The organism is Coleofasciculus sp. H7-2, from assembly GCF_042747725.1.
Taxonomy (GTDB): Bacteria; Cyanobacteriota; Cyanobacteriia; order Cyanobacteriales; family FACHB-T130; genus FACHB-T130.
The window spans coordinates 69,553-83,509 of record NZ_JBHZGO010000099.1; the positions used below are offsets into that span (position 1 = coordinate 69,553).

General features: G+C 44.8%; 18 protein-coding genes. 8 read left to right on the plus strand and 10 right to left on the minus strand.

Annotated features, from left to right (window positions below):
• Positions 1 to 86: 86 nt before the first annotated feature.
• Positions 87 to 1,106, minus strand: a complete 1,020-nt coding sequence (locus tag ACFW2W_RS19885) for an aldo/keto reductase (protein ID WP_378182114.1) — start codon at positions 1,104 to 1,106, stop codon at positions 87 to 89.
• Positions 1,107 to 1,165: 59 nt separating this feature from the next.
• Here ACFW2W_RS19885 and ACFW2W_RS19890 point away from each other — a divergent pair, with 59 nt between their 5' ends.
• Positions 1,166 to 1,375, plus strand: a complete 210-nt coding sequence (locus ACFW2W_RS19890; protein ID WP_378182117.1) for a hypothetical protein — start codon at positions 1,166 to 1,168, stop codon at positions 1,373 to 1,375.
• A gap of 61 nt (positions 1,376 to 1,436) precedes the next feature.
• Here the strand turns inward: ACFW2W_RS19890 and petJ are convergent, their stop codons facing one another.
• The 3 genes from petJ to ACFW2W_RS19905 form a co-directional block, all read right to left on the minus strand.
• Entirely contained in the window at positions 1,437 to 1,772 is a 336-nt protein-coding gene (gene petJ, locus ACFW2W_RS19895) for a cytochrome c6 PetJ (RefSeq protein WP_378182120.1), read from the minus strand.
• A gap of 52 nt (positions 1,773 to 1,824) precedes the next feature.
• Positions 1,825 to 2,088 carry a hypothetical protein gene (locus ACFW2W_RS19900; protein WP_378182123.1) on the minus strand — a complete coding sequence of 88 codons (264 nt, stop codon included), beginning with the start codon at positions 2,086 to 2,088 and terminating at the stop codon, positions 1,825 to 1,827.
• Positions 2,089 to 2,187: 99 nt separating this feature from the next.
• Positions 2,188 to 2,412 (minus strand): hypothetical protein, encoded by a 225-nt coding sequence (locus ACFW2W_RS19905; RefSeq protein ID WP_378182126.1) that lies wholly within the window; start codon positions 2,410 to 2,412, stop codon positions 2,188 to 2,190.
• A 123-nt stretch (positions 2,413 to 2,535) separates the two neighbouring features.
• Here ACFW2W_RS19905 and ACFW2W_RS19910 point away from each other — a divergent pair, with 123 nt between their 5' ends.
• Positions 2,536 to 4,062, plus strand: a complete 1,527-nt coding sequence (locus ACFW2W_RS19910; RefSeq protein ID WP_378182129.1) for an alpha/beta fold hydrolase — start codon at positions 2,536 to 2,538, stop codon at positions 4,060 to 4,062.
• A gap of 164 nt (positions 4,063 to 4,226) precedes the next feature.
• Positions 4,227 to 5,036, plus strand: coding sequence for a histidine kinase (locus ACFW2W_RS19915; protein ID WP_378182131.1), 810 nt, complete (start codon positions 4,227 to 4,229; stop codon positions 5,034 to 5,036).
• A gap of 411 nt (positions 5,037 to 5,447) precedes the next feature.
• On the opposite strand, the gene ACFW2W_RS19920 is transcribed toward ACFW2W_RS19915, so the two are convergent.
• The 4 genes from ACFW2W_RS19920 to ACFW2W_RS19935 form a co-directional block, all read right to left on the minus strand.
• Positions 5,448 to 5,636, minus strand: a complete 189-nt coding sequence (locus ACFW2W_RS19920; RefSeq protein ID WP_378182134.1) for a YqaE/Pmp3 family membrane protein — start codon at positions 5,634 to 5,636, stop codon at positions 5,448 to 5,450.
• A gap of 212 nt (positions 5,637 to 5,848) precedes the next feature.
• Positions 5,849 to 6,241 carry a phage holin family protein gene (locus ACFW2W_RS19925; protein ID WP_378182138.1) on the minus strand — a complete coding sequence of 131 codons (393 nt, stop codon included), beginning with the start codon at positions 6,239 to 6,241 and terminating at the stop codon, positions 5,849 to 5,851.
• Between the two features lie 337 nt (positions 6,242 to 6,578).
• Positions 6,579 to 6,857 (minus strand): hypothetical protein, encoded by a 279-nt coding sequence (locus ACFW2W_RS19930; RefSeq protein WP_378182141.1) that lies wholly within the window; start codon positions 6,855 to 6,857, stop codon positions 6,579 to 6,581.
• Positions 6,858 to 6,873: 16 nt separating this feature from the next.
• Entirely contained in the window at positions 6,874 to 7,356 is a 483-nt protein-coding gene (locus ACFW2W_RS19935) for a VOC family protein (protein ID WP_378182144.1), read from the minus strand.
• A gap of 80 nt (positions 7,357 to 7,436) precedes the next feature.
• Here ACFW2W_RS19935 and ACFW2W_RS19940 point away from each other — a divergent pair, with 80 nt between their 5' ends.
• From ACFW2W_RS19940 to ACFW2W_RS19955, 4 genes are all read left to right on the plus strand, one after another.
• Positions 7,437 to 7,931 carry a DUF4385 domain-containing protein gene (locus ACFW2W_RS19940; protein WP_378182147.1) on the plus strand — a complete coding sequence of 165 codons (495 nt, stop codon included), beginning with the start codon at positions 7,437 to 7,439 and terminating at the stop codon, positions 7,929 to 7,931.
• Between the two features lie 272 nt (positions 7,932 to 8,203).
• Positions 8,204 to 9,091 (plus strand): hypothetical protein, encoded by an 888-nt coding sequence (locus ACFW2W_RS19945; RefSeq protein ID WP_378182150.1) that lies wholly within the window; start codon positions 8,204 to 8,206, stop codon positions 9,089 to 9,091.
• Between the two features lie 135 nt (positions 9,092 to 9,226).
• Positions 9,227 to 9,544 carry a hypothetical protein gene (locus ACFW2W_RS19950; RefSeq protein ID WP_378182153.1) on the plus strand — a complete coding sequence of 106 codons (318 nt, stop codon included), beginning with the start codon at positions 9,227 to 9,229 and terminating at the stop codon, positions 9,542 to 9,544.
• Positions 9,541 to 9,903: an aspartyl protease gene (locus tag ACFW2W_RS19955; protein ID WP_378182156.1), complete on the plus strand. Its 363-nt coding sequence runs from the start codon at positions 9,541 to 9,543 to the stop codon at positions 9,901 to 9,903. The genes ACFW2W_RS19950 and ACFW2W_RS19955 overlap by 4 nt, the downstream gene beginning before the upstream one ends.
• 386 nt (positions 9,904 to 10,289) lie before the next feature.
• On the opposite strand, the gene ACFW2W_RS19960 is transcribed toward ACFW2W_RS19955, so the two are convergent.
• Complete coding sequence (locus ACFW2W_RS19960) at positions 10,290 to 10,784, minus strand: DUF6615 family protein (RefSeq protein WP_378182159.1); 495 nt, start codon at positions 10,782 to 10,784, stop codon at positions 10,290 to 10,292.
• Between the two features lie 26 nt (positions 10,785 to 10,810).
• Positions 10,811 to 11,419 carry a Uma2 family endonuclease gene (locus ACFW2W_RS19965; protein WP_378182162.1) on the minus strand — a complete coding sequence of 203 codons (609 nt, stop codon included), beginning with the start codon at positions 11,417 to 11,419 and terminating at the stop codon, positions 10,811 to 10,813.
• Positions 11,420 to 11,520: 101 nt separating this feature from the next.
• Between ACFW2W_RS19965 and ACFW2W_RS19970 the strand changes: the two genes are divergently transcribed.
• Positions 11,521 to 13,776 carry a Tex family protein gene (locus tag ACFW2W_RS19970; RefSeq protein ID WP_378182165.1) on the plus strand — a complete coding sequence of 752 codons (2,256 nt, stop codon included), beginning with the start codon at positions 11,521 to 11,523 and terminating at the stop codon, positions 13,774 to 13,776.
• The last annotated feature ends 181 nt before the right edge of the window (positions 13,777 to 13,957 follow it).

Genomic DNA, 13,957 nt, shown 5'->3' on the forward strand with positions numbered 1-13,957 from the left:
TTTGGGCTGAATCGTCCTGGTTATCCGAATCTTAAGAAAAAAATCAGCTACCCTTACAGGGTGGTTAACCGTAGCGAAGTTGCTGCTTATCGTCGGTATTCGTCGCCGCAGTCACCGATGAGCTGGTATAGATCGTGCGATTGTTGAGCGATCGCATTCATTCGCTTATCATCCTCTGCATCCAGTATCAAATCAAACACCCTGGCATTGTCTTCGATATGCTCCGACACTCCTAACCGTGCGCCGACGATTGCACCGGCTACTGCTGACTGCTCCAGAATATAACGCACCGCCACATTAGAGATATTTACCGCGTGCTTCTGGGCAATCTCTTGAAGCCCAAAAAGTAACTCTTGAAATAAACTCCAACCACCCCACGTATCCACCATATTCTTGTATTTTCGCAAGCTAGCAGTCTTCAGTTCTTCCCCTCGCGGTTCTGGTTGTCCCAGGTACTTTTCTGACAGCAAGCCGCCGCAGAGTGTCCCATAAGCAAAAAGCTTGATGTCGTTCTCTTGACAAAATTGCACCATGTTAACTAAAGGACGGCGATCGATAATAGAAAATTGCACCTGATTGGACACAATTTTGATCCCTGCCTCGGTAATAATTTTCAGGCGTTCTGTATCAAAATTTGTCAAAGCTAGATGCTTGATTTTTCCCTCATCTTGGAGTTCCGCCATATACTTGAGCGCATCCAAGTAGTTTTTATCGCGGTAATCCCACCAGTGAAACTGCATCAAGTCTAAGGAATCAACTCCCATCCTTCTGAGGGAAATATTAATATTATCTTCAACCAACTTGCGCGTCATTTTAGTGGGTCTTGGCACCCATTTTGTAAAAGCTTGCAAGTTAGACAGCGCCTCTCTACCACGAGTTTCTACCAATTGTCGCCGGAACTCGCCAATAAAGTCCTCGGCGGGACCATAATGGTCGGCTAAATCCCAAGTTGTGAAGCCTGCATCCATGTAATCAAACATACTTTGGATCGCAGCTTTTGAGTTAATTCGTCCGTGTGCGCCTGACACTTGCCACATTCCATTCAGTACGCGGCAAATATTCAAATCTGGGGTAAATTGCAGTCTGCTTGATTCGGGTAAGTTCATTTTGATGCTTTGTTAGGGTTATTTTGGTAAAGTTTGAAAAGAAAAGCTTATTAACAATTATGACAACGAACCAACCAGAATCGCTGAAGACTTTTTATGCCATCTATGACAGAACCGGTTCCGAACGTCGAGTTGTCAGAATGCTCGAAGCTGAAGATATAGATACGGCATGGGAGATTGCAGAAACCTTAGAGACAGGTTTGTATAATGTCGAAGATATTCCACCAACTGGAGATGTAGAATTTTTAGACAATTCTGTAATTCCCTAAAGCTGCCAAGAAGGTAAATTTAGTTAAGGCAAAGACGATTCTTTGTGAATTGGCTGGTATGTTAAGAACGCCAGTCTTTTTCAGCTTGTTCTAACACGTAAGCGGAAACAGCTTGGATTTCTGGTTCGGTTAAGCGGTCTTTATAGGCGGACATATTGTTTTTGCCATTGGCGACGATAGACGCGATCGCATCCACGTTATCCATGTCATTTCTTTTTAATGCTTTGAGTTTCAGATTCTTCCCTCGTCTGATGATATTGCCGCCGTTGAGATGACAACCAGCACAGTTGACGCTAAAGATTTTGGCACCGTTGGCAGTATCTGCGGCTAAAGCTGGAATGCTAAAGGCAATTAGCATAGTGAATGTTAGCAGTAGGACGGTTAGTAGCTTCCTCAAGGTAATTTTCCTCGGTTTCGATTAAATTAATAACCAGTGGCAATCCACTATTTTATGGATCGGTGTCTCCATCAACTTCGTCGTTTTCTGTAGCTTCCTGAAGAAATAAGCGTGCCAATCGGTTATAGGTGCCAGCGCCAATATATTGAGGATAAGTGTGAGAACGGCTGTACACCCATACAAGTTCTTTCCCATCAAAAATGCGGATGTCTTGAAACAGACTCTTACATTTTGGTTGCAGCGACTTAGCTGTATTTAATGCGTCCGTCCATCTTTCAAACTCTTGAGAAAATTCACGGGTGATGACTCTAAACATAAGCTTGGGCTTCTTTCTTGACTTCCTAATTTGAAGCTGAAGCGGCGGGTGGGAATTGGGGGAATGATTCTGAAAAGCCAGCGACCAAAAGCACCGATGTCAAAGTGATTCAAAGGAAGCCGTGAATCCTTCAAGACTTAAACACTCGTCTTGGAAAGATTCGGCGTCTCCTACATCTTCAACCTTGTATTCCATGAAGCGCTGACCATCTGGCGTTTTTTTGGAAGAGACACAAGTGCTGTGATACTTGTCTGCGATCGCCTTAAAGTCATTCGCATACCGTTTCCAAGCATCGCCCGAACAATTAATCGTTATCAGCCACATAATTGAGTCTCCATTGATATTGGGGGTGCTGCGATCGCTAAAACTCTGAGTTTCTCTGACGCAATCTGATGCATCATATCAAGGGTTATCACCATAAGCCTAACTCCGGAGTTAAGGATTGATATGACTCGCAAGCGCTTATTTTTAACAATCTTGGCGCTGTTGCTGATTGCGCTTTCCTGGTGGGGGGTGGCGGCGGCGCGGACTGGATTGGTGACGCGAACATTCTCAGACAAAGGGTTGCCGATGCTGTACGTCGCACCACAAAATTCTGAGAAAATACCCGGTGTATTAGTGGCGCACGGCTATGCGGGTTCTAAGCAGTTAATGCTGGGCTACGCGCACGTTTTGGCGCACGCGGGGTATGCCGTGATGCTGTGGGATTTCGGCGGACATGGGGCAAATCCAGCACCCCTAGAGCGCGATACACTTCAGCAAGACCTGAATGTGGCTTATGCTGCCCTGTTGGAGCAACCAGAGGTCGATCCCAGCCGCTTGGCGCTACTGGGGCACTCAATGGGTAGTGGTGCGGTGATGTCGGCGGGTATCCGCAATCCCGACCGCTTTGCGGCAACCGTTGCCATCTCGCCGACGGGTGCGAGGGTCACGCCTTCTGTCCCGCGCAATCTTCAGCTACAAGCAGGGAGTTGGGAAGGTGGATTTGTGACGAATGCCCAGCGGTTGCTGGCGGCGGCGGGGGGAGAAAATGATAACTTTGCTGAGGGAAGGGCGCGATCGCTGATCGTCATCCCAAACGCGGAACACATCACCATTCTCTTGCGAAATGTCAGCCACCAAGCCGCCCGAAAATGGCTGGATGCTACTTTTGGGGTGTCAAGCAGCAGTAACTATGTTGACCGCCGGATGGCTTGGTATGGCTTGCATCTGGTGGCATGGCTGCTGTTACTTTTCGCAATTTCCCCGGTTCTGGCTTCGCCGTCGCGCGATCGCAAAACACCTTTACAACCTAATCCATCTGAGTTAACCTCTCCCCCAACCCCTCTCCTACCAGGAGAAGGGCGAAGAGTGATTCTTGTCGGCAAGAAGGTTAGGGGATTCGGTTTACTTTTAGCCCCACTTGTGGCAAGTGGTGGACTCCTGTTGCTCAGTCGTGGGGGCAACATTGATAGCTTGGGTGGCTTGCTGGTTGGCGGTGCAATGGGGATTTGGTTCTCGATCGCAGGTGTGGTTTGGCTGGGTATCCTCTCTCGTTTACCGCGCCCCACAATTCGAGCGGTAGGGCTAGGATTGGCACTGTTTGGACTACTTTGGGTAGCTTTTGGAGCGATCGCGCAGGTAGTTTGGGTTCAGTGGTGGCTGATTCCAGCACGTCTAAAACTCTGGCCTTTGTTGTCGCTGGCTTGTCTTCCCTGGTTCTTGGCGTCGGGGGTAGCACAACAAGATGCTGGGATATTCAAACGGGTGGCGTGGTGGCTGGGACAAAGTGTGGCGCTGGTGGGAGGCTTTATTTTGGTGCTTTACCTGCTGCCTCAACTCAGCTTTATTTACCTCTTGCTGCCGTTATTTCCGCTATTTATGGCAATTTTCTCCTTTGCTGCCGCTCAGCTTAACGAAACGTGGAGTTATGCCCTGGGGAGTGCCTTGTTTTTCGGTTGGGCGATCGCCGCTGCTTTCCCTCTCGCAAGTTAGCCAATCCAAAATTGGAACTTTTCTACCTAAAGGAAGTACCGATTTTGAAGCGATTGCGCCACTATATAGGAAGAGCATTCTAAGCTCTTTTTTTGCTAGAAAGCTTCTACAAGTAGTTTAATTAAAGCTCCATCTAAATCAACTACTACAAAGCGAGGAAGAAAATGCCTAATAATAAGATCAAAGAACAAATTAGAACCGATCTCCATCAAGCCAAAGAAACTGGACAGTTAAGAGCAGAGCGAATTCGAGAAATTGTTCAAGCTGCTGTATCTCAGGTAGGTTCGGAGTTTAAAGAAGGTTCCAGCGAACTTCGCTCAATTGTTAAAGATGCGGTTTCCGTCGTCTTGGAGAACTTGCAAGAAAAAGGTGGCGAACTCAAAGAAGAAGTCACGGCTACCATTGAGGGAGCGGTTGAAGGGTTTAGCCATCTAAGGCATCAAAATATTGCGAAAACTCAAGCAGAGGTTAAACAGCTACAGGCTCAACTCGATAACGAAGAAAATGAACTCCAGCAAGACATTGATAAACTGCTGATAGACATTGAAGAAACAAGCAAAGATACATCGCCTTCTACCAAAACTGCCCTTGAATCGGCGATTAATAGCCTCCAAAACAGTGAAGAGGTAGCATCGCTGAGAGAGCGCTACGCTCAACTGCAAGCTCAACTAGCGATTCTCCGAGCGAATTTAGCTGCACGTTACGGGGGACGCGCTGAGGACGTGAAAGAGTACCTGGAAGAGGCTAAGCACTGGTACAATCGTTCTCGTCCTCAAGCTGAAGTAATGGTGCAACAGGTAGAACAAAAGCGATCGCAAGTTGAAGAAAAACTGGGTGATGCTGGGGTAGCGATCGCTAAAAAAGAGCGTCAGGTACGGCAAATCTTGAGTGAGTTGTTACGAACAGCAGCAGATGCGATTCGAGAAAAGGAACCTGTTAGTAAATCGGAGACTTCTAAAGATTCTCACCATTAATTAAAACAGAACCGGCTAAGACTTAGCCGGTTCTGTTTTTTGAAACTCAATTTTTAAACTTCTAGTAGGCTTTTGTCGCGCAACCAGCGCTGAAGATAGACTCTAACCCTCGGAAAGACTATCCAAAACTCCTGAAACATGAATAAAAATCGTAGGGAGTGGTAGAGCGATAGCGTTACCCAACAAACTGCACCACTGCTGGGGAACGTGAACTCAAAGGGAGCCTACCTGCAAGACTCTCCAAAACTCTTGAAAAGTCGTTCTTTGGGTTTCGCTCCCGCTCAACCCAACCTACACGGAAAGATTTGTCAGTCAGCCAGGGGAGGCTACACATTCGAGAATTGGATAGTCTCTCAGTTCTATCCCCACCACTACAGATACAAAGGATAGAAGCGTCTAACTAACGTTGGCTTAGTATACGCCTTCTCTATCCATTCTTTCTTCGTGCTTCACGATTACCCAAACTGCATGAATACTACCGGGAAGCCAACCCAGAAGCGTAAGCAAAATGTTAATGAATAAAGTTGGACCCACACCAACTGTCAGAAAAATGCCTAAAGGAGGCACGAGAAGACCAGCAAGAATTCGGAGTAATTTCATGAGGCTACTTCAACTTTCTTATTTAAACTCTTATTACTTCTATTTTCCTAAATCAAGTAATTGAAAACCTCCTCCTAACGAATTATCTTCGGTTGGATAGATGGTATACAAAACGGCATTCATCTTTATAGCTTCCCAAATAAAAAAGGAGGAACAGCATCTAGCTTTCCTCCTTTCAATTCCCCACTCAATTCTACTTCTATTGATAGAGATTAAGCTCCAGTTTTTAGGTCACTACTGCTGCCGCTTAGTTGACCCAAATTTCTCTCAGCAAAATATTTGCTGATGAAAGTATTCGCAAAAGACAGGACGACGGGTGCCAACAGAAAAGCTAAGATTCCATGCATTCCAAATCCTGGAACCAAAATTGAAGCCAACCAAAAGCAGATCCCATTAACGACGAGCGAAAACGTTCCTAAGCTGACAAAGTTAAGCGGCAGCGCTAGGAAGGATAGAGTCGGCTTAACTGCGGCATTGACGAGACCAATCGCCACAGCAGCAATTAAAGCAGCGGGAAATGTAACAATATCAACACCTGGAACAACTAAATCAACAATCAGCAGGCTAAGAGCTGTAGCCATCCAGGTAAAAAACGTTCCCATCATGGTTTTTTTCCTTAAATCGACACAATAGAAAATTTTAAAGTGCTGATACTATGCTCAGCGATCGCCTAGCCTTCAACCTCCCTACGAAGGTAGATTTTTCCTGAAAGCGATCGCCTGTTGCCTTGGTGTCTTGGTGATTCATTACACACAAGATGTAGATAAGGTAGTTCCTCTCGCCAGGACAAAGCAGTAAATTTTAATACAATCAACACAACTAAGTAGGTGGGATTAATTATGTGTAGTAGTGGTTAGCGATCGCGTAACCCGTGCAGGTGTTGGGTTTCAAGAGCGTCAACCATTCCCTACGAACATCTTCAATTTAATTGCATCCGCCTACTTACTGTTGAGGTGCAGTTATGCTGACGCTGTTGGTTGAGTCATCCAACACAATCCAGCCAGATTTCCCGTCTAAATTATCTGCACTATTTGTCACTTTAAAATAGAACTTCTCTCCGCCGCGAGTTTCAACGGCAAAATCCGCTTTTTCCGCATAAACCACTTTAAAGCCTCTGTCTCTAAGACAATACATAACCCAAGCTTTCAGCGTGTGCTTGTGTGGTTCAAATTCGATCGGAGGCTTGTTTAACGCCTCCTCCATCACCTTAATTAGTTGCACTGGTTGCACACTCCCATTAGATACTTTCCCCTTTAGTTTCTTCTGGATCGCAGCGAATTTCAACCAGGAATCCATCCGGGTCGTAAAAATAAATGCCTCGTCCGGTGGGACGGCTGACTGGGCCACGATCGATGGGCACTTGATTTTGTTTTAGCACCTCGACTGCCCGATCGAACAACTGCGGGTTGATGTCAAAGGCGAGGTGATTGGCGCGGGTAAAAGCGCGATCGGGGTCATTGTCTGGTGGTGGCAGATCCGGTTCCCAAAACAAGTCGAGGACGGTGCCATCGGGGGTGACAAAGTTGGTAACTTTGCCCGATGCTACAAGCGATCGCAGTGTGGTTGGCACTTCTTCACCCGTAAGTTCGTACAAACCCAGGATACCCCCGTAGAAGTGCCGGGAAGCTTGCAGATCGTGGACATTCAAGGCAATGTGGTGGACTCGACGCAGATCGCCTGGGGAAAGGGCAGTGTTGACGGATTGGAGGCTAGATAGCATGGCAGAAAGGACTCCTTTGGTTACTTTCGATAGAAGCCAGACTTTTTTCTTTAAGTCTATTATTTAAAATAAAAATTATCATGCCCTTTGATTACACTTTAGATTTTAAGGCAATCGATTTTCGCTCTTCTCCTGAACTTTATCGAGTTGGCAAGGGCGAACAGGGAGTGCTTTTGGTAGAACCCTACAAATCGGAAATCCTTCCCTACTGGCGCTTCAAAACTCCGGAAATTGCCAGAGAATCTAGCGAAAAAGTCTACCAGATGTTTCTAGATTACCTCGATCGAGATGATTTTGTCGGTGCGGATATGGCGCGGAAGTTTTTACAAATGGGTTATACGCGATCGCGCAGATATGCCAATCATAAAAGTGGCAGGAAATATAAGAGCAATCCTCAAAAAGAAACCTCTAAAGAAGCCCAACTTCAGGCAAGGAAAGATATTTTACCCCATGAAGTAGACCCAGTGAAAGCTGAATCGGCGGCAATCTTTAAAGAAAAATGGATGCAAGCCAAGATGAATGAGAAGTATCTACAGCTTTTAGCGAAGCATAAACAGATGTACGAGCCAGGATAAAATGAAAATAAATCCCGGCGAATATAATTCGCAACTCCACAAACAAAGTCTGTCGGCGCGGATTGTAGAGACACGAAATGAAAGCGTCTCTACAAATGGATTTAAAACCTACGTATGCAGTTTTTTTTCTGTTACAGGGCAATTTTATTTCCCCGAATGTAAAACTCAATCCCTTATGTCAGTTCAAATATTGACACACAATCAAACCAAATTTTTCGGAAACGCTTTTTATATTGGTGTTGTATACCATTAGTTTAGCAACAAGAATCAAAATGAGTAATAGCCGCAAATCAATGCTATTTTTTAGCTTATTCCTCACCATTTGGGGAACAATGTTCTATGGGCAACACGTCATAGCGATCGCTCAATCTTCAGAATCAACCCAGGCAGTCACAATATCACAATCATCACCCTTGGCACAGCTTTCTTCTAAATGCAGCTATGACAATAGAAAAACAGTGGAGACTGTGAAAAACCAAAAGGGCAAGGTGACACTAATTGGTGACACTTATGTCATTGTGAGTGAAGGAAACGATGGCACAAGATATGCCACTTGTAATCTTCCCGATGCCTTCAAAGCTGAAGGGAAAGCCATCGTATTTAGTGGTGAAGTAAAAGAAATCTATCCTACTGAACGTTGGGCAGCTACACCGTTTAAAATCACAGCGATCGCATCCAGCACTTCAACCCCAACTCCCACTACGTCTATTCAAAGTTTACCAAATGGTAACTACACCTTTTGTAGCAAACCACCTTCAGGCACCGGGGATCAGCAGGGTGTAGATTTAGGTCATTGTTATGTATTTAGTAAGAAAGGAAATCGCCTAGTCGGAAACCTCTACGATACCAAAACTTTTGGCGAAGTAACCGCCTGTGTTAGCGGCGCAGTTAATAAGAAAACTGTTAGCGGTCAAGCTATAGAATTGGTCGGAGATATTGGTCGGCAAAATCCACCGCCAAACTCCTCAGGCACTAAATTGGTTAATTGGGATAATCAAGGTTACTTGAAAGTTGCGAGAGCTACTGTAATGGGCAGAGTTAATAGCTCTGGCAGTAACAATGTCAGAAGGATTCGCTATCGTTCTGCTTTACTTAACTTAAATGGTTTTTATCGCCACAATCAACTTAAAAAAGCACCTACAAGCTGTTTAAACCGCTAAGAAAGGCTGCTGCTAAAAGTAAGCGATCGCTCTTTTGGAAAATACAAGCGATCGCTTTTATATATTTATTTAAAAATCTCTAAACTAAAGACTGAATTTATGATATTATTCCCATAAATATTAGCATATAAAAATATGACACAGCAACAATCTAAGCGCCAAGCACGACGCGGCAGAATATTCCCAGAACTTACCATATCTCCAGAAAAACGAGTTAAGAAAGAAGCTGAAGACCAAATATTTGACGAGCGTTGTCGATTGATTTTTGAGCGAGTTCGACCTGAATTGATTAAAGACCACTACAACTGGTTTATCATCATTGAACCTGACAGTGAGGACTACTTTATCGCACAAGATAGCATGGCTGCTTTACAAATAGCACTTGAGAAACACCCGCAAGCTTTATTTTTTACTTTTCGCCTCAACGAGACAGGAGTTGCCGGACGGGTATGATCCAAGGCGAGTTTGATGAAATAGGTCAGTTATTTTTTGAAATTGATTTAATTGCTGCCAATGGCGAAATTTTACCGATAACGGCACTACTGGATACAGGTTCGACTCAGTGGCTAGCAATTAACGACCAGGATTTACAAGGTCTTGGATGGAGTCGCATCGGTAGACGCAAAATAGTAACTGCAATGGGTGAAACTACTCTCGATACCTACTTGGGAAAAGTGGTATTGGATGGAGAGGAATTTACCATTGAAGTCGTTGCTGGAGCTGCATTTAGGGAAAGTCTTATGGGTGCGCCTTGTTTAAGACAGCGGCGGTTAGTAGCGGATTTTACAGCAGGATTATTGACGCTGGGGTAAAGTTAATATCCCTTATTTCTGCAACTTTTATAAAGTTTTGTCTAGGTTGACAGGGTAAAAGCGAGCGAGAGATTACCTCAAGCTTCATTATCAACTTTAATAATCAGGATTCGTTTCGGATAAATTTCAAGTTGACGGTTATAAAAATCATTTGAGAGTTCTATCATATTTCCTTCTCTAGCTTCTTCTCTAGCTTCCTGGCTGAAGAATGAAGGGAGTGTATCATACGAATAAACATCGGCATATATACCATTTGCAAGAGGATGTAGTTCACCATGACACGCGGAGAGTATTAACGGACATTTAACTAAGCAGCGCCAAGGCAAAACCGGCTCATGGGAATGCACAAATTGAAACGTTTTTTTTTCTCCGGATTCAAATGCCTTTCAAATAACATCTACAGGCACAACTGTACATCCGAACTGAAATTTATCATAGTTAAGATTACAATGCCAGTATTTTTGAAGGTTATTATCATCAATAAAATTGTATAAGCAGTAAAGCGGAATACAATTGTTCCCCTGGGCATAACTCTCAAGGATGTCAATTTGAAATCTTTTTTGGTGAAATTTTCCAATTTTATGTCTAAGTTTTCCATATTTTTGGTCAATATCAACTTTTTTAGCTTGGACTGCATAACGCCACCAACCTCTCTGGTCAGAGCCTATCCACCATTCCCAATCTATGCCAGTTTGTGACTCTGTTCCTTTATTGATTTTTGGTATAAAAACTTCGCAAAGTCTAGCACGTTTTAAGTCAAGAATATTGATATCAGTAATAGTCTCTTCTCCTTGACGGCAGCCCAACTTTTCACCAAATTGGATTCGCTCCCAAGTCGCCTTAGCCAACTCTTCAAAAATTTGGACAGCTAAAATAGTCATTCTTAACTCCCTTAAACTGCTATTTACTAATTATTAACACGAATTTCCTTAATAAACTCTGTCATTGCTTGTGTCATATTCTTCTCCCGCAAATGAATCAGGCTACACCGCAACAACAAAGCTAGATTTAAATCGGGGAAAAACTCACTTTGGGCAATTTGCTCATACTCTTGTTCTTGCAAGCGATAGAGAAAAAGCTGTTCATTTTCCCAAAACCAAACTTCTCTAACCCCAAACCGCTTATATTTCTCTAGTTTTTTAGTATTCCCACTGGTATAGACTACTTCAATGGCTAAATCTGGGTAGTCTTTGCCCTCAGTTCCTCCCACATAATAGGAAAGATCCGGTTCCACTGAAGCGCTTTCCACAGCTTCAAGGGTGACACTACCAGTGCCATAAACGTTTATTCCGATTTCAGCAAAGTAGAGCGCTAACAGCACTCCTAAGATAGTGCTGACAACTTCATGGGGTTCACGAATAGTCATAAGCTCAAAAGTTCCATCGAGGTAGGAGAGGCGAACGCCTGGAACATCCTCAAAACTGGCTTGAATTGTTTTAAATTGCTGCCAAGTTAGACCATGCCGGACAAATTGCTCTGGCTGTGGGGTAGATTTGTCTAGGAGTGGTGTAGTCATGGTGGCTGCTGAAAGAGCGGATACCTACTTGCTTTAGACGAGCGATACTATCTTAGTTAGTCTCAGCTTATCCTTGGAAAGGCAGACTGAACTCACACGCTATGCTGAACATTCCTCAACTACTGGCACAAGAGCTTTCCCTCAAACCTTCTCAGGTGCAAAGTGCGCTGGAACTTTTCGCTGAGGGGTCAACCATTCCCTTTATTGCTCGTTATCGGAAAGAGCGGACTGGCACAATGGACGAAATCCAGCTTCGCAACCTGTCGGAGCGATTTACATACCTGACGGAGCTGGAAGAGCGCAAGGCGGCGATACTGGAAGCGATCGCATCCCAAGGTAAACTTACCGATGAGCTGAAAGCTAAAATCGAATCCTCTGTGCAAAAAACCGAACTAGAGGATCTTTATCTACCCTACAAACCGAAGCGACGGACACGCGCCACCATCGCTAGGGAAAAAGGACTGGAACCCCTGGCAGAGTTTATCAAGTCGCTGAACAATCGCACTGCTAAGCCTGCATCCCTGGAAGAAGAGGCGGCAAAGTATATTTCTGAAGGAAAGGGAGTGAAGACGGTGGAGGAGGCGCTCAAAGGTGCTTCTGACATTCTGGCGGAAGCGGTGTCAGAGAAGGCTGAGGTGCGATCGCATTTACGCGACTATTTGATGAACGAAGGGGTATTTGTCTCGCACATCAAAGATAATCATCCCGAAGGTTCTACCAAATTTGAGATGTACCGAAATTTCCAGGCTTCGGTGAAAAATATTGCGCCGCACAACTTGCTGGCACTGCTGCGAGGGGAGACGGAGGAAGTGTTGAACTTAGAACTCTCCTTCGATGAAGAAGTTGTACTGTCCTATTTAGAGTCGCAGGAAATTCAAACGAAAGTCCCGGCGGTGAGAGATTTTTATCGGGGAATGCTCAAAGATGCCTTCAACCGTTTGATGAAAGCTTCCCTGATTAGCGAAGTGCGTGCTGATAGAAAAGCTTATGCAGATGTCGAGTCGATTAAGACATTTGAAAACAATTTGCGGGAGTTGCTGCTGTCGAGTCCAGCGGGGATGAAGCCAACGCTGGCAATCGATCCGGGATTTCGGACTGGCTGCAAAGTTGCCGTTCTTGATGAGACGGGACAATTTTTAGAATACCAGGCTGTCTTTCCCCATCAAGCAGCCGAGCAGCGATTGAAGGCTGCCAGCACTCTCAAGAAATTGATTGAAAAGTACAATATTCAACTGATAGCTATCGGCAATGGTACCGCCGGACGAGAGACGGATGAGTTCGTTGCAGAAATTCTCAAGACGATGGATCGCAAACCGATTAAAGTAATTGTGAATGAGTCGGGAGCATCGATTTATTCTGCTAGTGATGTAGCGATCGCAGAATTTCCCGATCTTGATATTACCGTTCGCGGTGCTATCAGCATCGGTCGTCGCTTGCAAGATCCCTTAGCCGAACTCGTCAAAATTGACCCCAAATCGATTGGCGTCGGACAGTACCAACACGATGTCGATCAAAAATTACTGAAAACGAAGCTAGATGAGACGGTAGAAAGTTGCGTGAACTATGTCGGCGTGGATTTGAACACCGCCTCGAAGGAACTTTTGACCGTTGTTTCCGGGATGACTCCAACGGTTGCCAAAAATATCATCACCTATCGCAACAAGCAGGGTGCATTCAAAAACCGCAGGGAACTTATGAAAGTACCAAAATTAGGTCCAAAAGCCTTTGAACAGGCGGCTGGTTTCTTGCGGATTCGCGCTGGCGAAAATCCTTTGGATAATACAGCCGTGCATCCTGAGAGTTATGGGGTTGTACAAGCGATCGCTAAAGATTTAAATGTGCCGTTGGAGCAAATTACGCAGGTTGCAGAAAAACTCAAGTCAACAAACTTGAAGAAATACGTCACCGATACCGTCGGCGAACCGACGCTGCGCGATATTATCAACGAACTGGAAAAACCGGGAAGAGATCCCCGCGCCGAGTTTAAGTATGCCACTTTTAGAGAGGGAGTCAAAGAAATAAGGGATCTCCAAATTGGCATGGAACTGGAAGGTATTGTGACAAATGTCGCCAACTTTGGCGCGTTTGTCGATATCGGCGTTCACCAAGATGGTTTGGTGCATATTTCGCAACTCTCTGACCGATTTGTAGACGATCCAAAGCAAATTGTCAAAGTAGGACAAGTCGTGAAAGTGCGAGTGCTGGAAGTCAACGAGCAATTGAAACGCATTAGTTTGTCGATGAAATCAGCAGGCGAGGTAAGCGGTGGAAGTAGTGTCAAAAAAACAAGCGATCGCACCCAGCAAAAATCACCCACACTGAACGATTTAAAAACGAAGTTTGGTAGAAAATCGTAAGCTTCCAACTTCCTCGATCGATCCCCCCAACCCCCCTTAAAAAGGGGGTTAGCGGGATAAAATATATAGCAATCCTAACTGATTTGTATAATTCGTATTTCTTTTCTCTGCGTCCTTGGCGTCCTCTGCGGTTCGTTAAAAAAGACTATTTCACAAATCAAGTAGGATTGCTATAGCAGCA